Genomic DNA, 21,983 nt, shown 5'->3' with positions numbered 1-21,983 from the left:
AATCGTGCTGTCACCGGCACCAGGAGGATTTCATGCGACTGACCACCAAAGGCCGTTTTGCCGTTACCGCCATGATCGATCTCGCCCTGCGCGAGAACACCGGCCCCGTTGCGCTGGCTGCCATCAGCGCTCGCCAGCAAATTTCTCTGTCTTACCTCGAGCAGCTGTTCGGCAAGCTTCGCCGCCATGAGCTCGTGGAAAGCACCCGTGGCCCTGGCGGCGGCTATTCACTCGGCCGCAAGTCCGACGAGATCACCGTGGCCGACATCATCGTCGCCGTCGACGAGCCGATTGACGCCACCGGCTGCGGCGGCAAGGAAAACTGCATGGGCGACGACGCCGGCCGCTGCATGACGCACGACCTGTGGTCCAGCCTCAACGCCAAGATGATCGAGTACCTCGATTCCATCTCGCTGCGCAAGCTCGTGGAAGAGCAACTCGCCAAGGGTGTGTCGATCGAAGAGCACCCCGTCAAGCGCGCCATCTCCACGCAGCCGGTCGTCAAGCCGATCAAGATCACCGCCCCCAATTCGGTCTTCGCGCTGGGCGGCGCCCTGAGCAAGTAAACCGTCTCTCTCGCCTTTCGTCATGGACATGACCCAGCATTTCCCGATCTACATGGACTACGGCGCCACCACGCCGTGTGACCAGCGCGTGGTGGACGCGATGATTCCGTGGTTGCGCGAACATTTCGGCAACCCGGCATCGCGCAGCCATGCGTGGGGTTGGGAAGCCGAGGCGGCGGTGGAGAAGGCCCGCGAACAGGTGGCGGCGCTGATTGGGGCCGACCCCCGCGAGATCATCTGGACCTCTGGGGCCACCGAGTCCAACAACCTGGCCTTGAAGGGTGCCGCGCAGTTCTACAAGACGCGCGGCAAGCACCTCATCACCGTCAAGACCGAGCACAAGGCCGTGCTCGACACCATGCGCGAACTGGAGCGCCAGGGCTTTGAGGTGACCTACCTCGACGTGCAGGAAGACGGCCTGCTCGACCTCGACAAGCTCAAGGACGCGATGCGCGCCGACACCATCCTCGTGTCGGTGATGTACGTGAACAACGAGATCGGCGTCATTCAAGACGTCGCCGCGATCGGCGCGATGTGCCGTGAGCGCGGGATCATCTTCCACGTCGACGCGGCGCAGGCCACTGGCAAGGTCGAGATCGACCTCGCCAAGCTGCCCATCGACCTGATGAGCCTGGCTTCGCACAAGACTTATGGCCCCAAGGGCATCGGCGCGCTTTACGTGCGCCGCAAACCCCGTGTGCGCATCGAAGCGCAGATGCACGGCGGTGGCCACGAGCGCGGCATGCGCTCAGGCACGCTGCCCACGCACCAGATCGTCGGCATGGGTGAAGCGTTTCGCATCGCCCGCGAAGAGATGGGTGTGGAGAGCGAGCGCATCCGCATGCTGCACGACCGGCTGATGAAGGGCCTGTCCGACATCGAGCAGACCTTCCTGAATGGCCACCCGACGCAGCGTGTGCCGCACAACCTGAACATGTCGTTCAACTTCGTCGAGGGCGAGTCTTTGATCATGGGCATCAAGGGCATCGCGGTGTCGTCGGGCTCCGCCTGCACCTCGGCGAGCCTGGAGCCGAGCTACGTGCTGCGTGCGCTCGGCCGCAGCGATGAGCTCGCGCACTCGTCGCTGCGCATGACCATCGGTCGCTTCACGACCGTCGACGAGATCGACTACGTGATCAACACGCTGAAGGACCGCGTGGCCAAGTTGCGCGAGCTGTCGCCGCTGTGGGAGATGCACAAGGACGGCATCGACCTGAGCACCATCCAATGGGCTGCTCACTGACCACCGGCGCACGAAGGATTCTGGAGTACTGACATGGCATACAGCGAAAAGGTCGTAGACCACTATGAGAACCCCCGCAACGTGGGTTCGTTCGAAAAGGGTGACGAGAGCGTGGGCACCGGCATGGTCGGCGCCCCGGCGTGCGGCGACGTGATGAAGCTGCAGATCAAGGTGAACCCGGCGACGGGCCTGATCGAAGACGCGAAGTTCAAGACCTATGGCTGCGGCTCGGCCATCGCGTCGAGTTCGCTCGTCACCGAGTGGGTCAAGGGCAAGTCGCTCGACGAGGCGCTGACCATCAAGAACACGCAGATCGCTGAAGAGCTGGCGCTTCCGCCGGTGAAGATCCACTGCTCGATCCTGGCCGAGGACGCGATCAAGGCTGCGGTCAACGACTACAAGGCGAAGAAGGCGCATTGATGATGGCGGTCACGCTGACGGAAGCAGCGGCACGCCATGTGACGCGCTATCTCACCAAACGGGGCAAGGGTGTCGGTGTGCGCCTGGGCGTCAAGACCACCGGCTGCTCGGGCTTGGCCTACAAGCTCGAATACGCCGATGACGTGGCGCCAGAAGACATCGTCTTCGAAGGCCACGGCGTGAAGGTGCTGATCGATCCCAAAAGCTTGCCTTACCTCGACGGCACCGAGCTCGACTTCGTGCGTGAGGGCCTCAACGAAGGCTTCAAGTTCCACAACCCGCGCGAGAAGGATCGTTGCGGGTGCGGTGAATCGTTCCGGGTCTGAGCCCGGCGGGTGTGCCACAGGCGCGGCGTTGTCGCGCCTTTGTTTTGTCTGGTTCTTTTGTCATCTGTGAAGCGAGCGTGCCGTGAAGCTGGACGACGATGATTTCGCCCTGTTCGGCCTGCCGCGGCGGCACCATCAGGAGCGCGCCACCCTCGATGCCCGTTGGCGCGAACTGCAGGCGCAGGTGCACCCCGACAAGTTCGCGGCCGAGGGCTCGGCGGCCAAGCGTGTGGCGATGCAATGGGCCGTGCGCGTGAACGAGGCTTACCAGCGCCTGAAAGACCCGATCAAGCGTGCCGCCTACCTGTGCGAGCTGCACGGCGTGCCGGTGCACAGCGAGAGCAACACGTCCATGCCCACGGGGTTTCTCATGCAGCAGATGGAATGGCGTGAAGCGCTCGAAGAGGCCACGTTGCTGAGCGACGTGGAGGCGCTGGCCGACAGCGTCAACACCCATCGCCGCGACGCGCTCGAACGGCTGGCGCGCACCTGCGACGAGCAAGGCGATTTCGAGGCGGCAGCCGAGCAGGTCAGAGCCCTCATGTTCGTCGAGCGCTTTGCCGACGACATCGATCAGCGCCTGGAAGCGCTGGGACAATAACGACATGGCTTTGCTTCAGATTTCAGAGCCGGGCGAAAGCCCGGACCCGCACCAGCGGCGCATCGCGGTAGGCATCGACCTCGGCACCACGCACTCGCTCGTGGCCGCCGTGCGCCACGGCGTGCCCGAGTGCCTGCCCGATGCGCAGGGCCGCGTGATCCTGCCGTCGGTGGTGCGCTACCTCGACAAGACGCGCCGCCAGATTGGCCATGATGCCCATGCCGAAGCGGCGGTCGACCCGGCGAACACCATCGTCTCGGTCAAGCGTTTCATGGGCCGCGGCCTCGCCGACATTGCCCAGCGCGAGAAGTTGCCGTATGACTTCGTCGATGCGCCGGGCATGGTGCAGCTGAACACGGTGGCCGGCGTGAAGTCGCCGGTCGAAGTGTCGGCCGAGATCCTCGCCACGCTGCGCCAGCGTGCGGAAGACAGCTTCGACGACGAGATCTTCGGGGCCGTGATCACGGTGCCCGCGTACTTCGACGACGCCCAGCGTCAGGCCACGAAAGATGCCGCGCAACTCGCCGGCCTCAACGTGCTGCGCCTCATCAACGAGCCCACCGCGGCCGCCATCGCCTACGGGCTCGAGAACGGCAGCGAGGGGCTGTACGCGGTGTACGACCTCGGCGGTGGCACCTTCGACGTCTCTCTGCTGCGCTTGAGCGCAGGTGTGTTCGAGGTGGTGGCGACCGGGGGCGATTCGGCACTCGGCGGCGACGACTTCGACCGCCTGCTCGCCGATTGGGCCCTGATGAAGAGCGGCCTGCGTGCGACGACGCCGCAAGACAAGCGCGCCGTGATGGTGGCGGCCCGTGCGGCGAAGGAGAAGCTCTCCAGCACCGACCACGCCACGCTCGCCTGTCCGCTGGCCGAAGGCGAGCTCTCGGTGCGCGTGACGCGCGATGAATTCCACCAGCTGGGCGCCGAGCTGGTCGGCCGCACCATCGCTGCCTTGCGCAAGGTGCTGCGCGACGCCAAGGCGGCCAAGGACGAGGTGCAGGGCGTCGTGATGGTCGGCGGCTCCACCCGCATGCCGCAGGTACAGGCGGCCGTCGCCGAGTTCTTTGGCAAGGCCCCGCTGACCAACCTCAATCCCGATGAAGTCGTGGCGCTGGGCGCCGCGGTCCAGGCGAATGCCCTGGCCGGCAACACAGGGGCCGACGAGCTGCTGCTGCTCGACGTGATCCCGCTCTCGCTCGGCCTCGAGACGATGGGTGGGCTGGTCGAACGCATCATCCCGCGCAACAGCACCATCCCCACCGCCCGGGCGCAAGACTTCACCACTTTCAAGGACGGCCAGACCGCGATGGCCATCCACGTGGTGCAGGGCGAGCGTGAACTCGTGAGCGATTGCCGCTCGCTCGCACGCTTCGAGCTGCGAGGCATCCCGCCGATGGTCGCGGGTGCAGCGCGCATCCGCGTGAGCTTCCAGGTCGACGCCGACGGCCTGCTGGCGGTGAGCGCGCGTGAAGAAGGGTCGGGGGTGCAGGCCTCGATCAACGTCAAGCCGAGCTATGGCCTGACCGACGACGAAGTGGCGCGCATGCTGACCGAAAGCTTCACCACCGCCGAGTCCGACATGAAGGCCCGCAGCCTGCGCGAATCGCGTGTCGAGGCCGAGCGCATGCTGCTGGCCACGGCGTCGGCGCTGCAAGCCGACGGCGACCTGCTCGACGCCACATCGCGCACCGAGATTGACGCGCTCATGCAGGCGCTCGACCAAACTCGCCAAGGCGACGACCACGCCGCCATCGACACCGCCGTGGAAGCGCTCGCCAAAGGCACCGAAGCCTTTGCGGCCGAGCGCATGAACCGCGGCATCCGCCAGGCCCTCGCCGGCCGCAAGGTGGAAGAAGTCTGACCATGCCAGTTATCAAAATCCTCCCCCACCCCGAGTACTGCCCCAAGGGCGCCAGCATCGAAGCGCCAACCGGCACCTCCATCTGCGAAGCCTTGCTCGACAACAACATCGAGATCGAGCACGCCTGCGACCTGAGCTGCGCCTGCACCACGTGCCATGTGATCGTGCGCGAGGGCTTCAACTCGCTGGGCGAGATGGACGAAGCGGAAGAAGACCTGCTCGACCGCGCCTGGGGCCTGGAGCCCAACTCACGCTTGTCCTGCCAGGCGATCCTGGCGCAGCAAGACGTGACGATCGAGATTCCGAAGTACTCGATCAACCACGCCAAAGAGAAGCACTGAGCCCAAAGAAAAGAACCCTCTGACCGCACGGGCCAGAGGGTGGGGGAAAGGGCTCTAGCCCTACTGAGGAGACAGAAGGCAGGCGATGAGCACCTGCAGTCTCTCAGCTCGCAAGTGCCGTGCCTGTCTTCAGCGCTTCACGCTGCTTCGGCCAGGTCGACGCACACGACGCCCGGGTAGCGGTTCCAGCGAAAGGTGATGACGTAGGGGTGCTTGCGCGTGCGGGTGCCGTCGGACGGCTTGCCGTGCACGACCTTGGGGACGGAAATCTCCAGGTCCTTGCCCAGTGAGCGCCGAGCATTGCCGGCCAGCGTGTTGGCGATCTCACCCACCGCATCGAGCAGGCTGGCCTGCGAGAGATCGGTCTCGCGCTGGATCAGCAGCAACTCCTTCAGCGCCGCCGCCGGGAGTGAGACCACCACCTGCCCGCGGTAGCGGCCAGAGAAGCTCACGATGCCGTTGAAGTCGTGCCCCGGCATCGCATCGACGCCCAGGTAGGCCGAGGTGATCTCCGGCTCGATGCGGCTCGTGACATCGAAATAGCGCCGCACCGAATCGACGAACAGGCGCAGGTCGGATTCTTTCAATGCGCTCATAGGTGATGCTCGAAAAGCCCCTTGAGGGCGAGTTGCAGGCCGTCATCGGTGAAGGGCTTGGGCAGGAAGCCGTGCGCTCCCAGCCGCAGGGCGCGGATCGCGGTCGACTTGTCGTCGAGCGCGCTGATCACGAGGATGCGCGTGCGTGGGTGCATGGCGAGCAACACCGGGATGCACTCGAGCCCGTCCATCTCAGGCATGGTGAGGTCCATGGTGACGACATCGGGCGGGGCGGTGCGTGCCGCGCGCAAGGCCTCTTCGCCGTTGCGGGCCAGGCCGAGCAGCGTCACGTCGCCCAGTGCACCGCTTTGCACGACGCGGGCGATGCGCGAGCGCACCATGTTCGAGTCGTCGACGACGAGCAGCTTCACGTCGCCAGCCTCACACGGAAGGTCGTACCTTCCTGGGATCGGCTCGAGACGAGCAGTCGCGCCCCCAGCCGGCGCACTTCATGGGCCACGATGTCGAGCCCCACCCCTCGGCCAGCGTGCTCACCCGCCGCCTCAGCGGTGCTGAACCCAGGTTTGAACACCTGCGCCACGATCTGTGACACGCTCATCTCGGCGAGCTGGGTTTCGTTGAACCAGCCGAGTGCGAGCAGGCGCTGCCGCACGCGCTCGGGGTTGAGGCCGCCGCCGTCGTCGCGCACCAGCAGGTGCACCTGGTCGTTTTCGTCTCGGGCCACCTCGACGTCGATGCGCGCCCGCACCGGCTTGCCTCGGGCCTCGCGCGTGGCGGCGTCTTCCACGCCGTGCACCACGGCGTTGCGCACCAGCTGCACCGCGATCTGCGTCAGCGCGTCGCGCACGCGGGTCGGCAGTTCGGTGATGGCATCGAGCTTGGCGTTGAGGCGGGCGGGCTTGTCGGTGTCTTGGCCAATGCGATCGACGAGCGCGCTGAGCTGCGCGCCGAGGGCATCGACCCCCGGCTGCGGCGCCACCGTAGGCAGGCGGTGCCGATCGCGCAGCACCGAGCGCTTCAGCGCCTGCAGGCGCGTCAGCAGCTCTTCCAGCGGCAGGGGCAAGGCGAGCAGGGCTTCGCCGCTCATCGTGGCCGCTTCGCGCAGTGGCTGCAGCTGTGACTCGAACTCGTGTGCCGTGCTCGCCAGCAGCTCCAGCGAGAGCATCGAGGCCTCGCCCTTGATGGCGTGGACGTGGCGGTAGATGCGGTCGACGGAGCGGCGCAGTTGCTTGCCGTCGGAGCTGGCGTCGACCTGGCGCAGCAGGTCGTTGACTTCGAGCAGGCTGGCCTCGGCGCGGTCGACGAAGGCGGCCAGCGCGGCGGGGTCGGCTTCGAAGGCCTGCACCAGGAGGTCGAACTCGCGCTGGGCCCGCTTCTGCTCGCCTTCGAGTTTGCGTTCGAGCTCGATGCGCGGCGTCACGTCTTGCACGGTCACGAGCAGGTGCTTGACGATCCTGTCTTCCACCACGCGGCTGAACTGCATCGAGAGGAAACGCTGCCGCTTCTGGCCGAGCGAATCGGTCTGCGTCAGCTCCACCTCGGTGAGCGGGTTGATGCTCTGCACCAGGTCTTCCTTCACGTGCGGCGTGAAGAGCAGCTCGATGTAGCCGCGGGCGTCTTCCAGCGTCTTGGGCGACACCAGCGGCGAGAGCAGCAGGATGAAGTTGTCGCCAGCCTGGGCGGAGCGGCCGAACATGGCGCTCACCGAGTGCGAGATCTGCGTACCGAGCGTCATCTGGGGGGTGAGCAGGAAGAGGCCTTCGCGCACGACGGAGAGGATCTCCTGCGTCTCGCCGCTCGCCTGCTCCACGGCCGCGTCGGACAGTCGCAGGCGCCGGATGAACTTGAAGAGAATGAAGAGGAAGTTCAGCAGCGCGAGCACGATGCCACCTGTTTGCACCATGCGCAGCACCGAGGCGCGTTGCGAGGCGGCAGCTTCCAGGTCGGTGGTCAGCTCGTTCATCATGCCCAGCAGCGCGAGGTTGTTGGCGCGGGCGTAGTCGGCCGCGGCCTTCACGTAGGCCGCGTGCGAGGCACTGCCCGACTCCCGCAGCAGGTCCATCTGGCGGCGCCAGGGCTCCCAGATGGCCACGGCGCGCGTCAGGATGTCGGCGCTCTTGGGGCCCGAGGCGGCGGGCAGGAACACCGGCCGGCCGTCGCCGCCGGTCACCTGCGCGCCGTTGCGAAAGCCCTGCAGCGTGTTGTCGAAGAGCCGGCTCGCGTTGTGCAATTCGTCGAGCAGGCTCGACGGAGCGGGGCCGCTGGCGGAGGCCAGCTCGCTCGCGTAAAGCGCCTTCGACATGCGCTGCGACAGCATGCGCTGCCGGCCGGCGAGGTTGATGGACACGGCGTCTTCGGCGATCTGGAACGACACGTAGAAGTTCAAGACCAGCACGGCCAGGTCGAAGAGCAGGAAGAAGGCGACCGCGATGATGATCTCGCGGTACTTGCCCAGGTTGAGCTGCACCTTGCGGCCGGTGCGTCGCAGCAGCGGTGGGGCGGATGGAAGGGCAGGGGAGATCGCAAGACCGGGCGCGCCGGGTGATGACATGGGTCCTCCTCAATCACGCGTCATGCGTGTGACGGTGTATTCGCAAGCAAGCCGCAGGCCTTCCCGCCTGCGGCGCTTGCCCCAACGACTCGCGGCTCAGGCGGCCGCTTTTTCCACGTGGCCGTGGCGTGTGTACAGGAAGTCGAGCACTTCCTTGCGGTAGTGCACGTAGCGCGTGTCTTCGGCCAGGTCCACGCGGTTGCGCGGGCGCGGCAGGTCGATCGAGAGGATCTCGCCGATGGTCGCGGCCGGGCCGTTGGTCATCATCACGATGCGGTCGGACAGCAGCACGGCTTCGTCCACATCGTGCGTCACCATCACCACGGTGCTCTTGGTGCGGGCCACGATCTTCAGCAGCTCGTCTTGCAGGTGGGCGCGGGTGAGGGCGTCGAGGGCGCCGAAGGGCTCGTCCATCAGCAGGACCTTGGGCTCCATCGCCAGCGCCCGGGCGATGCCCACACGCTGTTTCATGCCGCCCGAGATCTCGTGTGGCCGCTTGGTCACCGCATGCCCCATGTTGACGAGATCGAGTGCCGCGAGGGTGCGCTGCTTCAACTGGGCCTTGCTCTCCTTGCCGCCGAAGACGCGCTCTACCGCGAGGTGCACGTTTTCAAAGCAGGTGAGCCAGGGCAGCAGCGAGTGGTTCTGGAACACCACTGCCCGCTCGGGGCCGGGCGCGGCGATCTCTCGGTTGTCGCACAGCAGCGCGCCGCTCGACGGCAGCGTGAGGCCAGCGATCAGGTTGAGCAGCGTCGACTTGCCGCAGCCCGAGTGGCCGATGAGCGTGACGAACTCGCCCTGCGCCACGTCGAGGTTGATGTCGCGCAGCGCATGGAAGCGGCCCTTCTTGGTGTTGAACACCATCTCGGCCTGTTGCACTTGAATGAAGTTCTTCATGGTGTGGGGCTCCGGTCGAGGATCAGGTTTCGGCGTAGGTGAACTTCTTGGCGATCGAGATCAGCGCCCATTCGAGCAACAGGCCCACGATGCCGATCACGAAGATGGCGATCAGGATGTGCGTGACGTTGAGGTTGTTCCACTCGTCCCACACCCAGAAGCCGATGCCCACGCCGCCGGTCAGCATCTCGGCCGCCACGATCACGAGCCAGGCCGTGCCCACCGAGAGGCGCACGCCGGTCAGCATGTAGGGCAGCACCGCGGGGAAGAGGATCTGCGTGATCACCTTCCACTCCGAAAGGTTCAATACGCGCGCCACGTTCAAGTAGTCGCTCGGCACGCGCTGCACGCCCACGGCGGTGTTGATGATCATCGGCCAGATGGAGCAGATGAAGATCGTCCAGATGGCGGCCGGGTTGGCGGCCTTGAAGACGAGCAGGCCGATCGGCAGCCACGCCAGCGGCGACACGGGGCGCAGCAGGCTGATCAGCGGCGACACCATGTTCGACAGGAAGGCGAAGCGGCCGATCATGAAACCCATCGGAATGCCCACGAGTGCTGCCAGCCCGAAGCCCACCGCGACCCGCTGCAGCGAGAAGAGGATGTTCCAGCCGATGCCCTGGTCGTTCGGGCCCTTGCTGTAGAACGGGTCGCTGAAGACCTTGACCGCTTCATCGAAGGTGGCGCCTGGCGTCGGGAAGTTGCCGCCCTTCATCGTGAGCAGGTGCCAGATGCCCACGAGCAAGGCGATGCCGATGAGGGGCGGCAGCACCTTGAGCCAGAGGGCCGACCAGTCGCGCGGCACCTTGGGCACGGCCGGGGCCGCGGGCTCGGCCTTCACGGGCGCGGCAGCAGGGGCTGCCGATTTCGTGGAAGCCTCTTTCGAGGTACCGAGCGGGGAGTGGAAGACTGCACTGACCATGGGGTACTCCTTGGGTGGATGTCGTCGTCAAGCCTTGATGGCAAAACCGTCGGCGTATTTCTTCGGGTCCTTGCCGTCCCACACCACGCCGTCGATCAGCTTGCTGGTGCGCATCACGTCCTTGGGCACGTTGATCTTCATCGCCGAGGCGACCGACTTGTAGAGGTCGATCTGGTTGACCTGCTTCGCGACCGTCAGATAGTCGGGGTGCTCCTTGATCAGGCCCCAGCGCTTGTGCTGCGTGAGGAACCACATGCCGTCGCTGAGGTACGGGAAGTTGACCGCGCCGTCGTTGAAGAACTTCATGTGGTTGGGGTCGTCCCAGGTCTTGCCCATGCCGTTCTGATAGCGGCCCAGGATGCGCTGGTTGATCGCATCGACGCCCGTGTTGATGTACGACTTCTCGGCCACCGTCTCGGCCATCTTCATCTTGTTCTGCAGGCTGGCGTCGATCCAGCGGCTGGCTTCGAGCACGGCCATCATCACGGCGCGGCAGGTATTGGGGTGCTTCTTGACGAAGTCGGCGGTGGTGCCGAGCGTCTTTTCGGGATGGTCTTTCCAGATGTCCTGCGTGGTGTTGGCGGTGATGCCGATGCCGTCCATGATGGCCCGGTGGTTCCACGGCTCGCCGACGCAGAAGCCGTCCATGTTGCCCACCCGCATGTTGGCCACCATCTGGGGCGGCGGCACGGTGATGAGCTTGGCGCCGCTCAGGGGGTTGATGCCGGCGGCCGCGAGCCAGTAGTGCATCCACATCGCGTGGGTGCCGGTCGGGAAGGTGCCGGCGAAGGTGTATTCGCGCTTCTCCTTGGCCATCAGCTTGGCGAGCGAAGGCCCGTCGACCGCGCCTTTGTCGGCCAGCGCCTTCGACAGGCTGATCGCCTGGCCGTTGTTGTTGAGGCTCATCAGCACGGCCATGTCTTTCTTGGGGCCGGCGATGCCGAGGTGCACGCCGTAGACCAGGCCGTAGAGCACGTGGGCCATGTCGAGCTCGCCGTTGACGAGCTTGTCGCGCACGCCGGCCCACGAGGCCTCTTTCGTCGGGATGATCTTGACGCCGTATTTCTTGTCGAAGCCGAGCACGGAGGCCATCACGACCGAGGCGCAGTCGGTCAGCGGGATGAAGCCGATCTTGACTTCTTCCTTCTCGGGCTTGTCGGAGCCCGCGGCATAGACGGCGGTATTGAGTCCGGGAACAAGGCCCGTAGCGCTTGTGGCGGCAGCGGCTTTGATGAGGGTGCGGCGGCTCATGAGTGCCTTTCGATCGATGGTCATGGCGTGGTCTCGGTGCGTGAGTGAGTGAATGACGAAGCAACTAAAGCGGAAAAACAAAAAGGCGTCCGCACTTGCTGGGGGTTAGCCCAGCGCGTGGGGACGCCATCGTCCTGTCGGCAAGGCACCGTCATTGGTGCGTTGTCGATGTCTTCAGAAGATCGCCGTTGACCTTCTGCCCTTCAATTCGCAAGGGCCGTGCCAGGGCCGTTCGTGAGGTTTGTGGTGTTGCATTGCACCAAGGCGGTGTGCGAACGCCGGTGTCGCACCTCAGCCGAGCAGGTCGCTCACATCAATGAGGCGCTGCGCCACGTCGGCGAGCTTCAGGCGCTTCTCCATTGCGGTGCGTCGCAACCTCGCATACGCCTCTTCTTCGCTCAGGCCGTGGTGGCGGATGAGCAGTGCCTTGGCGCGGTCGATCAGTTTGCGGTCCGACAACTCGGTGCGTGCGTCGGCCAACTCGCGGCGAAGCCCTTCTTCGTGCTGGAAACGCGCCATGGCCACGTCGAGCACGGGCTTGACGCGTTCGGGCGCGAGGCCTGCCACCACATAGGCGGTCACGCCCGCCGCGATGGCCGCGCCGACGTGCGTGGTGTCGTCGTCGTTGGTGAAGAGCACGATCGGGCGGCGCTCCTCGCGCGTGGCCATCACCACGTGCTCCAGCGTGTCGCGCGCTTGGCTCTCGGCGTCGACGATGATCATGTCGGGCGCGATCTGCGCCAGGCGGTCGGGCAGGAAGACGTCGGCCGGCAGCACGGCCACGATGTTGTAGCCATGCTCCAGCAGGCCGATGCGCAGCGCGCGCGAACGTTCCGCCTCGGTGCCGGCTTCGGGGTCGGATGCATCGGGCGCGAGGTCAGGCGCCACGATCACGATGCGCAAGGTGGTCGACGGAATGGTGGGGCGCAGGGGCGCTTTCATGGTGCACGGGTGAGCAACATCCACGCCAGAAAGCAAAAAGCCCGCGTAGGGGGCGGGCTTCGTGATGGAGTTGGCAGCGCTCAGCGGTCGGTGGCCGAGGCGTTGAGCGCTTTGCGGATCCAGCCGCCCAGCGGGCGCAGCGAGCCGAAGACCGAGTCGTTGGCGAAGCCTTCGCGGTCGATGAGCAGGTCGCGCGCCTCCAGCATGTCAAGGAACTCGCGTACTTCCTGGCGCTTGAGGCCGCTGGCCGAGACCAGCTGGGCGAGCGTCATGTAGCGGTGCGACAGGTCGGTCAGCATGCGCCGGTAGGCAATGCGGTGGTACGGCGCGGGCAGCTCGGCCCAGGCCAGGAGACGGTATTCCTTCATGTGGATCCCCCAACGACTCTCATATTTGTTCCCCGGCGAACGCAGGTTTCGGGCCGGGACGCGCAGGGTAGAGCGCCACCCTGGTGCACGGGAAGTAGGTCTTGGGGCCTTCGGGCGGCGTTCACGGGAAAACACCGATGCGCAGCTGTAGGGATCCACAGGCTTTCGAGGACGAAGTGTTGCGCTCGGTACACTCTTTCGGATGAACGTACTGGGGGTCGAGTCGTCGTGCGACGAAACAGGTGTGGCCTTGGTCGATGCCGATACGCATGGCGTGCCGAGGCTGCTGGCCCAGGCGCTGCACAGCCAGATCGACATGCACCAGGCCTACGGCGGCGTGGTGCCAGAGCTGGCCTCGCGTGACCACATCCGGCGGGTGCTGCCGCTGACCGGGCATGTGCTGGCCGAGTCGGGCCAGCGCTTGCAAGACATCGACGTGGTGGCCTATACCCGCGGCCCGGGGCTCGCCGGTGCGCTGCTGGTGGGGGCGGGTGTGGCCTGTGCGCTGGCGGCGGCGCTGGGCAAGCCGGTGGTGGGGGTGCATCACCTGGAGGGGCATCTGCTGTCTCCGTTCCTGGCCGCCGACCCGCCCGAGTTCCCGTTCGTGGCCTTGCTGGTGTCGGGTGGGCACACGCAGCTGATGCGGGTCGATGACGTCGGCAGTTATGAATTGCTCGGCGAGACCATCGACGACGCGGCGGGTGAAGCCTTCGACAAGTCGGCCAAGATGCTGGGCCTCGGCTACCCCGGTGGGCCGGCGTTGGCGCGGTTGGCGGAATTCGGCAGCGCCGATGCCTTCGAGCTGCCGCGCCCGCTGCTGCACAGCGGCAACCTCGATTTCTCGTTTGCCGGCCTGAAGACCGCTGTGCGCACTCAGGTTCTCAAGCTCGGCTCCAACGTCTGCGAGCAGGACAAGGCCCATCTCGCGGCCTCGACCCAGCAGGCGATCGTCGACGTGCTGGTGAAGAAGTCGCTGGCGGCGCTGAAGCAGACCGGCCTGAAGCGCCTGGTGGTCGCTGGTGGGGTGGGGGCCAACGCGCGCTTGCGCGAGCAGCTCAACGCGGCCTGCACCAAGCGGGGCGTGAAGGTGCATTACCCGGAACTAGCGCTGTGCACCGACAACGGCGCCATGATCGCGCTCGCCGCGGCGATGCGCCTGCAGCGCGGGTTGGCGCAGCCGCGCGAGGAGTACGGCTTCGACGTGCAGCCACGCTGGGACTTGTCGTCGGTATGAGGCAAGCGATTGCCGGCCTGCCGGCCTCCAAGATCCGCGAAGTCGCCAACGCCGGCCTCGGCCGCAGCGACGTGCTGGCGTTCTGGTTCGGCGAGAGCGACGAGGTCACGCCCAGCCTGGCGCGCGATGCGGCGATTGCGTCCCTGCAGGCAGGCGAAACCTTCTATTCGCACAACCTCGGGCTGCCGGCGCTGCGCGAGGCCTTGAGCGCCTACACGAGCGGCCTGCACCGGCCGGTCGAAGTGGAGCGCATCGCGGTCACGTCTTCCGGTGTGAGCGCACTGATGATCGCGGCTCAACTGATCCTGGAGCCGGGTCACGACGTGGTGGCCGTGGTGCCGGTGTGGCCCAACGTGACGGCGCAGCCGGTGATCCTCGGCGCACAGGTGAAGCGGGTGTCGCTCAACGTGCGCGAGGGCGCCTGGGTGCTCGACCTGCAGGCGCTGCTGGAGGCCATCACCCCGAGCACGCGCGCGGTGATCCTGAACGCGCCCAACAACCCGACGGGCTGGACGCTGACGCCCGACGAGCAGCGGGCCATCCTTGAGCGCTGCCGCCAGACGGGCACCTGGATCGTGGCCGACGAGGTCTACGAGCGGCTCTATTTCGAGCCTGGCCACCGGGCGGCCCCCAGCTTCCTCGACATCGCCGACCCGACCGACCGGCTGATCGTCGCGCACAGCTTCTCCAAGAGCTTCCTCATGACCGGCTGGCGCCTGGGCTGGCTGGTGCTGCCAGCGGGGCTGTCGGGCGAAGTGGCGAAGCTGATCGAGTTCAACACCTCTTGCGCGCCGGTGTTCGTGCAGAAGGGTGGTTTGGCGGCCCTGTCGGAGGCGGGCGAGTCGGTGCCCGGGCTCGTCAGCCGGCTTCGGGCCTGCCGCGACACGCTGGTTCCGCGTCTGGCCGCGCTCCCGGGTGTCACCGTGGCCTTGCCCCGGGGCGGGATGTACGCCTTCTTCCGCGTCGACGGGGAGAACGACTCCCTGGCGTTCGCCAAGCGGCTGGTGGAGCGTCACGGCCTCGGGCTGGCGCCCGGCTCGGCGTTCGGCGACGAGGCCGAAGGTTGGCTGCGCTGGTGCTTCGCCGCCCGCGACTCGTCCCGGCTCATACAAGGGGTGGCCCGGCTGGCCGACGCCCTTCGGCTATAATCGACGGGCTTTGCGCCGCCGGTCCGCCGGTGGCTTGAGCACCTAGCACGGCGCGGGAAGGTTTCTCCCGCCACCGCAAGTCGCAACACCGGAAACCGCAGCGCCATCACAAGCAGGCGCCGGCGACCGGATTTTTCTGGAAACTGACATGTCTGTCGCTGATCTGAACAAGGCCGAAATCGTCAAGGCCAATGCCCGCAGTGCCGCCGATACCGGCTCCCCCGAAGTCCAAGTCGCGCTGCTGACCGCTCGCATCAACGAGCTGACCCCCCACTTCAAGACCCACCTGAAGGATCACCACGGTCGCCGCGGCCTCCTGAAGATGGTCAACACCCGCAAGAGCCTTTTGGCTTACCTCAAGAACAAGGACGCAGAGCGCTACACCGCTCTGATCCAGAAGCTCGGTCTGCGCAAGTAAGCCGAAGCGAAAAGTGAAGAGCCTGTCTGGACCTGCCAGCACAGGCTCTTTGCATTTGGAGACCGACAGCCACTGATGACGATGTGTCATTCCACCGGCGCTTCATCGAAGCCGAGCCCCGCTGGAATGGCATCGCGCCAGGTTGTTGTGCTCCGGGCAGAAGGCGCCGCCCGCAAGGCGCTGACAAGCAATAGGAGAGACACATGAGCATGTTCAACAAAGTCACCAAGACCTTCCAATGGGGCCAGCACACCGTGAAGCTGGAAACGGGCGAGATCGCCCGCCAGGCTTCAGGCGCAGTGCTGGTTGATGTGGAAGACACCGTGGTACTCGCCACCGTGGTGGGCGCCAAGAACGCCAAGCCGGGCCAGGACTTCTTCCCCCTGACCGTCGACTACCTCGAAAAGACCTACGCCGCCGGCAAGATCCCCGGCAGCTTCTTCAAGCGTGAAGGCCGCCCGAGCGAACTCGAGACGCTGACCTCGCGCCTGATCGACCGCCCGCTGCGCCCGCTGTTCCCGGACGGCTTCTACAACGAAGTGCAGGTCGTGATCCACGTCCTGTCGCTGAACCCCGAAGTTTCGGCCGACATCCCGTCGCTGATCGGCGCGAGCGCCGCGCTGGCGATCTCGGGCATCCCGTTCAACGGCCCGATCGGCGCCGCACGCGTGGGCTACATCAACGGCCAGTACGTGCTGAACCCCGGCAAGACCCAGCTCCTCGACTCGCAGATGGACCTGGTCGTCGCCGGCACGCAGGCCGCGGTGCTGATGGTCGAATCCGAAGCCCAGCAGCTGAGCGAAGAAGTGATGCTCGGCGGCGTGGTCTTCGGCCACGAACAAGGCAACATTGCCATCGCCGCGATCAACGAGCTGGTGCGTGACGCCGGCAAGCCCGCCTGGGACTGGCAGCCGCCCGCGAAGGATGAAGCCTTCATCGGCAAGGTCACCACGCTGGCCGAAGAGAAGCTGCGCGCCGCCTACCAGATCCGCTCCAAGCAGGCACGCACGCAAGCCACCCGCCAGGCCACGGCCGACGTGTTCGCCGCCCTGGACGCGGAAGGCGCCGCTTATGACAAGGTGAAGGTCGAGACGATCTTGTTCGAGATCGAAGCCCGCATCGTGCGCAGCCAGATCCTGTCGGGCGAGCCCCGCATCGACGGCCGCGACACCCGCACCGTGCGCCCGATCGAGATCCGCAATGGCGTACTGCCGCGCGTGCACGGTTCGGCGCTCTTCACCCGCGGTGAGACGCAGGCGCTGGTCGCCGCCACGCTCGGCACCGACCGCGACTCGCAGAAGATCGATGCGCTCGCAGGCGAGTTCAGCGAGCACTTCATGCTCCACTACAACATGCCCCCGTTCGCCACCGGCGAAACCGGCCGTGTGGGCTCGCCGAAGCGCCGCGAAATCGGCCACGGCCGCCTGGCCAAGCGCGCGCTCGTCGCCGTGCTGCCGGACCGTGTCGAGTTTCCGTACTCGATGCGCGTGGTGTCCGAAATCACCGAGTCGAACGGCTCTTCGTCGATGGCTTCGGTGTGCGGCGGCTGCCTCGCACTGATGGACGCTGGCGTGCCCCTCAAGGCGCACGTGGCCGGCATCGCCATGGGCCTGATCAAGGACGGCAACCGTTTCGCGGTGCTGACCGACATCCTGGGCGATGAAGATCACCTGGGCGACATGGACTTCAAGGTCGCCGGCACGACCGCTGGCGTGACCGCCCTGCAGATGGACATCAAGATCCAAGGCATCACCAAGGAAATCATGCAGGTCGCGCTGGCGCAAGCCAAGGAAGCCCGCCTGCACATCCTCGGCAAGATGACCGAAGCGATGGGCGAGGCCAAGGCCGAGGTGTCGCAGTTCGCGCCGCGCCTGTACACGATGAAGATCAACCCCGAGAAGATCCGTGACGTGATCGGCAAGGGCGGCGCCACCATCCGCGCCCTGACCGAAGAGACCGGCACCACGATCGACATCGGCGAAGACGGCACCATCACCATCGCTTCGGCCGACGCCGACAAGGCAGCCTACGCCAAGAAGCGCATCGAGGAGATCACCGCCGAGGTCGAAGTGGGCAAGGTCTACGAAGGCCCGGTCACCAAGATTCTCGAGTTCGGTGCGCTCGTGAACCTGCTCCCGGGCAAGGACGGCCTGCTGCACATCAGCCAGATCGCGCACCAGCGCGTCGAGAAGGTCACCGACTTCCTGAAGGAAGGCCAGATCGTCAAGGTCAAGGTGCTCGAGACCGACGAGAAGGGCCGCGTCAAGCTGTCGATGAAGGCGCTGATCGAGCGCGAGCCGCAGGCGTCTGCCACGCAGGAGTGATGCAGCCGGGCGGCGAGTTGCCGCCCAGCGAATCGTTGCGCCATGAAAGCCATCGAAATCTCGTCCTACGGCAAGCCGGACGTGCTGCGGCCGGCTGAGCGCCCCACGCCTTCCGCGGGTGCGGGCGAGGTGCTGATTCGCGTCAGCGCCTCGGGCGTCAACCGGCCCGACGTGCTCCAGCGCAAAGGGCACTACCCGGTGCCTCCCGGGGCGTCAGACCTGCCGGGGCTCGAGGTTGCGGGCGTCATCATCGATGGCGACCGTGAGGCCATGCGTGCGGCTGGGTTCAAACCGGGCGACCGGGTCTGCGCTCTGGTGGCGGGTGGCGGTTACGCCGAGCAGTGCGTCGCACCTGTCGGGCAGTGCCTGCCGGTTCCGGGTGCATTGAGCGATGTCGAAGCTGCGAGCTTGCCCGAGACCTTCTTCACCGTCTGGTCCAACGTGTTCGATCGTGGCGGCCTGCAAGCGGGCGAGACCTTCCTCGTGCAAGGTGGCACAAGTGGCATCGGTGTGACGGCCATTCAGCTCGCCAAGGCGGCGGGTGCGACGGCGATCGCGACGGCCGGGTCCGATGAAAAGTGCGACGCCTGCCGTTCGCTGGGCGCCGACCACGCGATCAACTACCGCAGCCAGGATTTCGCGGCGGAAGTGGCGCGCATCACCGACAAGCGCGGCGTCGATGTCGTGCTCGACATGGTGGCCGGTGAGTACGTGGCACGTGAGCTGAGCTGCCTTGCCGAGGATGGCCGGCTGGTGATCATCGCCGTGCAAGGCGGTGTGGATGCGCGCATCGATGCAGGTGTCGTGATGCGCAAGCGCCTCACCGTCACCGGCTCGACGCTGCGTCCGCGCCCGGTGGCGTTCAAGGCGGCGATAGCACAGGCGCTTCGCGCGAAGGTGTGGCCGTGGCTGGTGTCGGGTGCTGTCAAGCCGGTGATCTTCAAGACCTTCCCGGCCGAGCAGGCGGCTCAGGCCCACGCATTGATGGAATCGAACGAGCACATCGGCAAGATCGTGCTCACGTGGTGAACCTCTAGGAACTGAACTGATGCGTCGCAAACTGGTGGTTGGCAACTGGAAGATGAATGGCGGTCGCGTGGCCAACGCCGAGTTGCTGGCCGCATTGAAGGAAGCCGAGCCGTGGGATGCGGCGGTCGCGGTGTGCGTGCCGTTTCCTTATCTCGCCGACACGGCGCTGTCGTTGCAGGGCAGCCGCATGCAGTGGGGCGCGCAAGACTGCTCGTCTCATGAGTCGGGGGCTTACACCGGCGAGGTGTCGGCTGGCATGCTGGCCGAGTTCGGCTGCCACTTTGTGATCGTCGGGCACTCGGAGCGTCGTGCGCTGCATGGCGAGTCCGACCAGTTGGTGGCCGACAAGGCCAAGATCGCGCTGGCCCACAAGCTGACGCCGATTGTGTGCGTGGGCGAAACCCTCGCCGAGCGCGAAGCAGGGCAGACCGACGCGGTCGTCAAGCGCCAGCTGTCGGCGGTGATCCACACGCTTGGCCACTGCATCTCGCAGGTGGTCGTGGCCTATGAGCCGGTGTGGGCCATCGGCACGGGCAAGACGGCGACGCCCGAGCAGGCCCAGGCTGTGCACGCCGTGCTGCGTGCGCAGCTGCATGCGGCCACGGAGAAGTCGGGGGAAATGTTGATCCTCTATGGCGGCAGCGTGAAGGCCGACAACGCCAAGCAGCTGTTCGCGCAAGGCGACATCGACGGTGGCCTGATCGGCGGTGCGTCGCTGAAGGCTGCCGATTTCGCCGCCATCTGCAAAGCCGCCGCCTGAGCGCCGGCCTTCAAGAACAAAACCAGGAGCTCGTAGCAATGCAAGTGTTGATGAATGTCGTGTTGGTGGTGCAGATCCTCGCAGCGCTGACGATGATCGGATTGGTGCTGATCCAGCACGGCAAGGGTGCGGACATGGGCGCGTCCTTCGGCAGTGGTTCGTCGGGCAGCCTTTTCGGTGCCACGGGCAGCGCCAACTTTCTCTCGCGCTCGACGGCCGTCTGTGCCGCGGTCTTCTTCTGCTGCACGCTTGCCCTGACGTACTACTCCAGTGGTCGCTCGGCGTCGAGCACCGGCAACAGCGTGCTTGACCGCGCAGGTGCGGCGCCTGCCGCCGCCAGCGCAGTGGCGAGTGCGCCCGCAGGCTCGGTCATTCCCGGCGCTGCGCCTGCCGCATCGGCCCCTGCTCCCGTGGCGTCAGGCCCGGCGCAGATCCCGGTCGACAAGTGATGTGACGCGCCGGGCGTTTGCCCGGCGTCAAATCACGCTGTAGGTAAAACTGCAGCAGTGAGATTGCGTGGTGTTTGAGGTTAGAATTGCGGGCTGTCTGGTGAGCAACTCCTCATGCAATCCAGGCGCCGTTGCTGGAAGTTGAACGGCAGACCCGTTAGGCCGACGTGGTGAAATTGGTAGACACGCTATCTTGAGGGGGTAGTGGCGAAAGCTGTGCGAGTTCGAGTCTCGCCGTCGGCACCAGATCTATCGGCAAGGCACCTACCCGGCGCCTTGCCGGATTCAGCAGCCTGACGCCACCATGAACCTCGGCCCCTACCTTCCTGTGATCTTGTTCATCCTGGTAGGTGTGGCGGTCGGTGTGGCGCCCCAGGTGCTGGGTTTCCTCTTCGGGCCGCGTCGTCCTGACGCCGCCAAGAACTCCCCTTACGAATGCGGTTTCGAGGCGTTTGAAGACGCCCGGATGAAGTTCGACGTGCGCTACTACCTGGTGGCCATCCTCTTCATCCTCTTTGACCTGGAAATTGCTTTCCTCTTTCCCTGGGCCGTGTCGTTGCACGAAATTGGCGCTGCCGGCTTCTGGGCCATGATGTTGTTCCTCGGCATCCTCGTCGTGGGTTTCGCCTACGAGTGGAAAAAAGGCGCCCTGGACTGGGAATGATTGCGAGGTAGTACCGTGGGTATCGAAGGCGTTCTCAAGGAAGGCTTCATCACCACCAGCGTCGACGCTCTCGTCAACTGGTCGAAGACGGGCTCACTGTGGCCCATGACCTTTGGCTTGGCGTGCTGTGCCGTGGAGATGATGCACGCGGGCGCGGCCCGCTACGACATCGACCGCTTCGGCATGTTGTTCCGCCCCAGCCCGCGCCAGAGCGATCTGATGATCGTGGCCGGCACGCTGTGCAACAAGATGGCGCCGGCGCTGCGCAAGGTGTACGACCAAATGGCCGAGCCGCGCTGGGTGCTCTCGATGGGTTCCTGTGCGAACGGCGGCGGCTACTACCACTACAGCTATTCCGTCGTGCGTGGCTGCGACCGCATCGTACCGGTCGACGTCTATGTGCCGGGTTGCCCGCCCACTGCGGAAGCGCTGCTCTACGGCATCCTGCAGCTGCAGACGAAGATCCGTCGCGAAAACACGATCGCCCGCTGAAGCAGCACATGAGCAGACTCGACACACTCCAGGCCGCGCTCGAAGGCGCGTTCGGCGACAAGATCAAATCCCTCGTTCGTGACCGTGGCGAGATCACGATCACTGTTTCTGCTGCCAACTACCTCGACGTCGCGACCCGGCTGCGCGACGACGGCACGCTGTACTTCGAGCAATTGGTTGACCTCTGTGGTGTCGACTACTCTTCGTACAAAGATGGGCCGCGCGATGGTCCCCGCTTCGCCGTCGTCTCGCACCTGCTGTCGGTACGCCACAACTGGCGTGTGCGTCTGAAGGTGTTCTGCCCCGATGATGACCTGCCATCGGTGGCCGCGCTCACGCCGGTCTGGAACTCGGCCAACTGGTTCGAGCGTGAGGCCTTCGACCTCTACGGCATCCTCTTCGAGGGCCACCTCGACCTGCGCCGCATCCTCACCGACTACGGCTTCATCGGCCACCCGTTCCGCAAGGACTTCCCGGTCAGCGGTCATGTCGAGATGCGCTACGACCCCGAGCAGAAGCGCGTGATCTACCAGCCGGTGACCATCGAGCCGCGCGAGATCACGCCGCGCATCATCCGCGAAGACAACTACGGCGGCCTTCACTGAGCGCAGCGATCAAC

25 protein-coding genes and 1 tRNA gene are annotated in these 21,983 nt (G+C 65.7%); 18 read left to right on the top strand and 8 right to left on the bottom strand.

Annotation, left to right across the window (positions count from 1 at the left end; genetic code table 11):
• Positions 1 to 32: 32 nt before the first annotated feature.
• The 7 genes from KF892_06125 (at position 33) to fdx (ending at position 5,358) form a co-directional block, all read left to right on the top strand.
• Positions 33 to 566, top strand: a complete 534-nt coding sequence (locus KF892_06125) for a Fe-S cluster assembly transcription factor (GenBank protein MBX3624570.1) — start codon at positions 33 to 35, stop codon at positions 564 to 566.
• A gap of 28 nt (positions 567 to 594) precedes the next feature.
• A complete protein-coding gene (locus KF892_06120; protein ID MBX3624569.1) occupies positions 595 to 1,809 on the top strand; it encodes an IscS subfamily cysteine desulfurase in 1,215 nt (404 codons plus the stop codon).
• 33 nt (positions 1,810 to 1,842) lie between these two features.
• Entirely contained in the window at positions 1,843 to 2,229 is a 387-nt protein-coding gene (gene iscU, locus KF892_06115; protein MBX3624568.1) for a Fe-S cluster assembly scaffold IscU, read from the top strand.
• Positions 2,230 to 2,231: 2 nt separating this feature from the next.
• Positions 2,232 to 2,555, top strand: coding sequence for an iron-sulfur cluster assembly protein IscA (iscA, locus tag KF892_06110; protein MBX3624567.1), 324 nt, complete (start codon positions 2,232 to 2,234; stop codon positions 2,553 to 2,555).
• Between the two features lie 82 nt (positions 2,556 to 2,637).
• Complete coding sequence (gene hscB, locus KF892_06105) at positions 2,638 to 3,156, top strand: Fe-S protein assembly co-chaperone HscB (protein ID MBX3624566.1); 519 nt, start codon at positions 2,638 to 2,640, stop codon at positions 3,154 to 3,156.
• A 4-nt stretch (positions 3,157 to 3,160) separates the two neighbouring features.
• Positions 3,161 to 5,017, top strand: coding sequence for a Fe-S protein assembly chaperone HscA (gene hscA / locus KF892_06100; GenBank protein ID MBX3624565.1), 1,857 nt, complete (start codon positions 3,161 to 3,163; stop codon positions 5,015 to 5,017).
• A gap of 2 nt (positions 5,018 to 5,019) precedes the next feature.
• Complete coding sequence (gene fdx / locus KF892_06095) at positions 5,020 to 5,358, top strand: ISC system 2Fe-2S type ferredoxin (GenBank protein ID MBX3624564.1); 339 nt, start codon at positions 5,020 to 5,022, stop codon at positions 5,356 to 5,358.
• Positions 5,359 to 5,495: 137 nt separating this feature from the next.
• Here the strand turns inward: fdx and KF892_06090 are convergent, their stop codons facing one another.
• The 8 genes from KF892_06090 to KF892_06055 all read right to left on the bottom strand — a co-directional run bounded on the left by KF892_06090 (position 5,496) and on the right by KF892_06055 (position 12,846).
• Positions 5,496 to 5,954, bottom strand: a complete 459-nt coding sequence (locus tag KF892_06090; protein ID MBX3624563.1) for a chemotaxis protein CheX — start codon at positions 5,952 to 5,954, stop codon at positions 5,496 to 5,498.
• Positions 5,951 to 6,325 (bottom strand): response regulator, encoded by a 375-nt coding sequence (locus KF892_06085; protein ID MBX3624562.1) that lies wholly within the window; start codon positions 6,323 to 6,325, stop codon positions 5,951 to 5,953. The genes KF892_06090 and KF892_06085 overlap by 4 nt, the downstream gene beginning before the upstream one ends.
• Entirely contained in the window at positions 6,322 to 8,466 is a 2,145-nt protein-coding gene (locus KF892_06080) for a type IV pili methyl-accepting chemotaxis transducer N-terminal domain-containing protein (protein ID MBX3624561.1), read from the bottom strand. The genes KF892_06085 and KF892_06080 overlap by 4 nt, the downstream gene beginning before the upstream one ends.
• Before the next feature lie 96 nt (positions 8,467 to 8,562).
• Positions 8,563 to 9,363, bottom strand: coding sequence for an ABC transporter ATP-binding protein (locus KF892_06075; protein ID MBX3624560.1), 801 nt, complete (start codon positions 9,361 to 9,363; stop codon positions 8,563 to 8,565).
• Between the two features lie 22 nt (positions 9,364 to 9,385).
• Positions 9,386 to 10,285, bottom strand: coding sequence for a nitrate ABC transporter permease (gene ntrB, locus KF892_06070; protein ID MBX3624559.1), 900 nt, complete (start codon positions 10,283 to 10,285; stop codon positions 9,386 to 9,388).
• A gap of 27 nt (positions 10,286 to 10,312) precedes the next feature.
• Positions 10,313 to 11,560 (bottom strand): ABC transporter substrate-binding protein, encoded by a 1,248-nt coding sequence (locus KF892_06065; GenBank protein MBX3624558.1) that lies wholly within the window; start codon positions 11,558 to 11,560, stop codon positions 10,313 to 10,315.
• A gap of 267 nt (positions 11,561 to 11,827) precedes the next feature.
• Positions 11,828 to 12,478 carry an ANTAR domain-containing protein gene (locus tag KF892_06060; protein MBX3624557.1) on the bottom strand — a complete coding sequence of 217 codons (651 nt, stop codon included), beginning with the start codon at positions 12,476 to 12,478 and terminating at the stop codon, positions 11,828 to 11,830.
• An 80-nt stretch (positions 12,479 to 12,558) separates the two neighbouring features.
• Positions 12,559 to 12,846, bottom strand: a complete 288-nt coding sequence (locus tag KF892_06055; protein ID MBX3624556.1) for a hypothetical protein — start codon at positions 12,844 to 12,846, stop codon at positions 12,559 to 12,561.
• A 202-nt stretch (positions 12,847 to 13,048) separates the two neighbouring features.
• Between KF892_06055 and tsaD the strand changes: the two genes are divergently transcribed.
• The 11 genes from tsaD (at position 13,049) to KF892_06000 (ending at position 21,969) form a co-directional block, all read left to right on the top strand.
• On the top strand, positions 13,049 to 14,080 hold the full coding sequence (tsaD, locus tag KF892_06050) for a tRNA (adenosine(37)-N6)-threonylcarbamoyltransferase complex transferase subunit TsaD (protein ID MBX3624555.1): 1,032 nt from the start codon (positions 13,049 to 13,051) through the stop codon (positions 14,078 to 14,080).
• Positions 14,077 to 15,228: a pyridoxal phosphate-dependent aminotransferase gene (locus KF892_06045; GenBank protein ID MBX3624554.1), complete on the top strand. Its 1,152-nt coding sequence runs from the start codon at positions 14,077 to 14,079 to the stop codon at positions 15,226 to 15,228. The genes tsaD and KF892_06045 overlap by 4 nt, the downstream gene beginning before the upstream one ends.
• A 148-nt stretch (positions 15,229 to 15,376) precedes the next feature.
• Positions 15,377 to 15,646 carry a 30S ribosomal protein S15 gene (gene rpsO, locus KF892_06040; GenBank protein ID MBX3624553.1) on the top strand — a complete coding sequence of 90 codons (270 nt, stop codon included), beginning with the start codon at positions 15,377 to 15,379 and terminating at the stop codon, positions 15,644 to 15,646.
• Between the two features lie 203 nt (positions 15,647 to 15,849).
• Entirely contained in the window at positions 15,850 to 17,970 is a 2,121-nt protein-coding gene (gene pnp, locus KF892_06035) for a polyribonucleotide nucleotidyltransferase (GenBank protein ID MBX3624552.1), read from the top strand.
• A 42-nt stretch (positions 17,971 to 18,012) separates the two neighbouring features.
• On the top strand, positions 18,013 to 18,999 hold the full coding sequence (locus tag KF892_06030) for an NAD(P)H-quinone oxidoreductase (GenBank protein ID MBX3624551.1): 987 nt from the start codon (positions 18,013 to 18,015) through the stop codon (positions 18,997 to 18,999).
• A gap of 19 nt (positions 19,000 to 19,018) precedes the next feature.
• Entirely contained in the window at positions 19,019 to 19,759 is a 741-nt protein-coding gene (gene tpiA, locus KF892_06025; GenBank protein MBX3624550.1) for a triose-phosphate isomerase, read from the top strand.
• 38 nt (positions 19,760 to 19,797) lie between these two features.
• Complete coding sequence (gene secG / locus KF892_06020; protein MBX3624549.1) at positions 19,798 to 20,208, top strand: preprotein translocase subunit SecG; 411 nt, start codon at positions 19,798 to 19,800, stop codon at positions 20,206 to 20,208.
• A gap of 161 nt (positions 20,209 to 20,369) precedes the next feature.
• Positions 20,370 to 20,454: transfer RNA gene (locus KF892_06015), tRNA-Leu, on the top strand.
• A gap of 58 nt (positions 20,455 to 20,512) precedes the next feature.
• Entirely contained in the window at positions 20,513 to 20,872 is a 360-nt protein-coding gene (locus tag KF892_06010) for an NADH-quinone oxidoreductase subunit A (protein ID MBX3624548.1), read from the top strand.
• A 15-nt stretch (positions 20,873 to 20,887) separates the two neighbouring features.
• Positions 20,888 to 21,364, top strand: coding sequence for an NADH-quinone oxidoreductase subunit B (locus KF892_06005; protein ID MBX3624547.1), 477 nt, complete (start codon positions 20,888 to 20,890; stop codon positions 21,362 to 21,364).
• Positions 21,365 to 21,372: 8 nt separating this feature from the next.
• Complete coding sequence (locus tag KF892_06000; GenBank protein ID MBX3624546.1) at positions 21,373 to 21,969, top strand: NADH-quinone oxidoreductase subunit C; 597 nt, start codon at positions 21,373 to 21,375, stop codon at positions 21,967 to 21,969.
• The last annotated feature ends 14 nt before the right edge of the window (positions 21,970 to 21,983 follow it).

The sequence above is a fragment of the Rhizobacter sp. genome (genome assembly GCA_019635355.1).
Taxonomy (GTDB): domain Bacteria; phylum Pseudomonadota; class Gammaproteobacteria; order Burkholderiales; family Burkholderiaceae_C; genus Rhizobacter.
This window is presented reverse-complemented; position numbering and strand designations above follow the sequence as displayed.

Coding starts and splice junctions, on each gene's coding strand:
- KF892_06125 (MBX3624570.1), top strand. CDS start 33: ATGCGACTGACCACCAAAGGCCGTTTTGCCGTTACCGCCATGATCGAT.
- KF892_06120 (MBX3624569.1), top strand. CDS start 595: ATGACCCAGCATTTCCCGATCTACATGGACTACGGCGCCACCACGCCG.
- iscU (MBX3624568.1), top strand. CDS start 1,843: ATGGCATACAGCGAAAAGGTCGTAGACCACTATGAGAACCCCCGCAAC.
- iscA (MBX3624567.1), top strand. CDS start 2,232: ATGGCGGTCACGCTGACGGAAGCAGCGGCACGCCATGTGACGCGCTAT.
- hscA (MBX3624565.1), top strand. CDS start 3,161: ATGGCTTTGCTTCAGATTTCAGAGCCGGGCGAAAGCCCGGACCCGCAC.
- fdx (MBX3624564.1), top strand. CDS start 5,020: ATGCCAGTTATCAAAATCCTCCCCCACCCCGAGTACTGCCCCAAGGGC.
- KF892_06090 (MBX3624563.1), bottom strand. CDS start 5,954: ATGAGCGCATTGAAAGAATCCGACCTGCGCCTGTTCGTCGATTCGGTG.
- KF892_06080 (MBX3624561.1), bottom strand. CDS start 8,466: ATGTCATCACCCGGCGCGCCCGGTCTTGCGATCTCCCCTGCCCTTCCA.
- KF892_06075 (MBX3624560.1), bottom strand. CDS start 9,363: ATGAAGAACTTCATTCAAGTGCAACAGGCCGAGATGGTGTTCAACACC.
- ntrB (MBX3624559.1), bottom strand. CDS start 10,285: ATGGTCAGTGCAGTCTTCCACTCCCCGCTCGGTACCTCGAAAGAGGCT.
- KF892_06065 (MBX3624558.1), bottom strand. CDS start 11,560: ATGACCATCGATCGAAAGGCACTCATGAGCCGCCGCACCCTCATCAAA.
- KF892_06060 (MBX3624557.1), bottom strand. CDS start 12,478: ATGAAAGCGCCCCTGCGCCCCACCATTCCGTCGACCACCTTGCGCATC.
- KF892_06055 (MBX3624556.1), bottom strand. CDS start 12,846: ATGAAGGAATACCGTCTCCTGGCCTGGGCCGAGCTGCCCGCGCCGTAC.
- tsaD (MBX3624555.1), top strand. CDS start 13,049: ATGAACGTACTGGGGGTCGAGTCGTCGTGCGACGAAACAGGTGTGGCC.
- KF892_06045 (MBX3624554.1), top strand. CDS start 14,077: ATGAGGCAAGCGATTGCCGGCCTGCCGGCCTCCAAGATCCGCGAAGTC.
- rpsO (MBX3624553.1), top strand. CDS start 15,377: ATGTCTGTCGCTGATCTGAACAAGGCCGAAATCGTCAAGGCCAATGCC.
- pnp (MBX3624552.1), top strand. CDS start 15,850: ATGAGCATGTTCAACAAAGTCACCAAGACCTTCCAATGGGGCCAGCAC.
- KF892_06030 (MBX3624551.1), top strand. CDS start 18,013: ATGAAAGCCATCGAAATCTCGTCCTACGGCAAGCCGGACGTGCTGCGG.
- tpiA (MBX3624550.1), top strand. CDS start 19,019: ATGCGTCGCAAACTGGTGGTTGGCAACTGGAAGATGAATGGCGGTCGC.
- secG (MBX3624549.1), top strand. CDS start 19,798: ATGCAAGTGTTGATGAATGTCGTGTTGGTGGTGCAGATCCTCGCAGCG.
- KF892_06010 (MBX3624548.1), top strand. CDS start 20,513: ATGAACCTCGGCCCCTACCTTCCTGTGATCTTGTTCATCCTGGTAGGT.
- KF892_06000 (MBX3624546.1), top strand. CDS start 21,373: ATGAGCAGACTCGACACACTCCAGGCCGCGCTCGAAGGCGCGTTCGGC.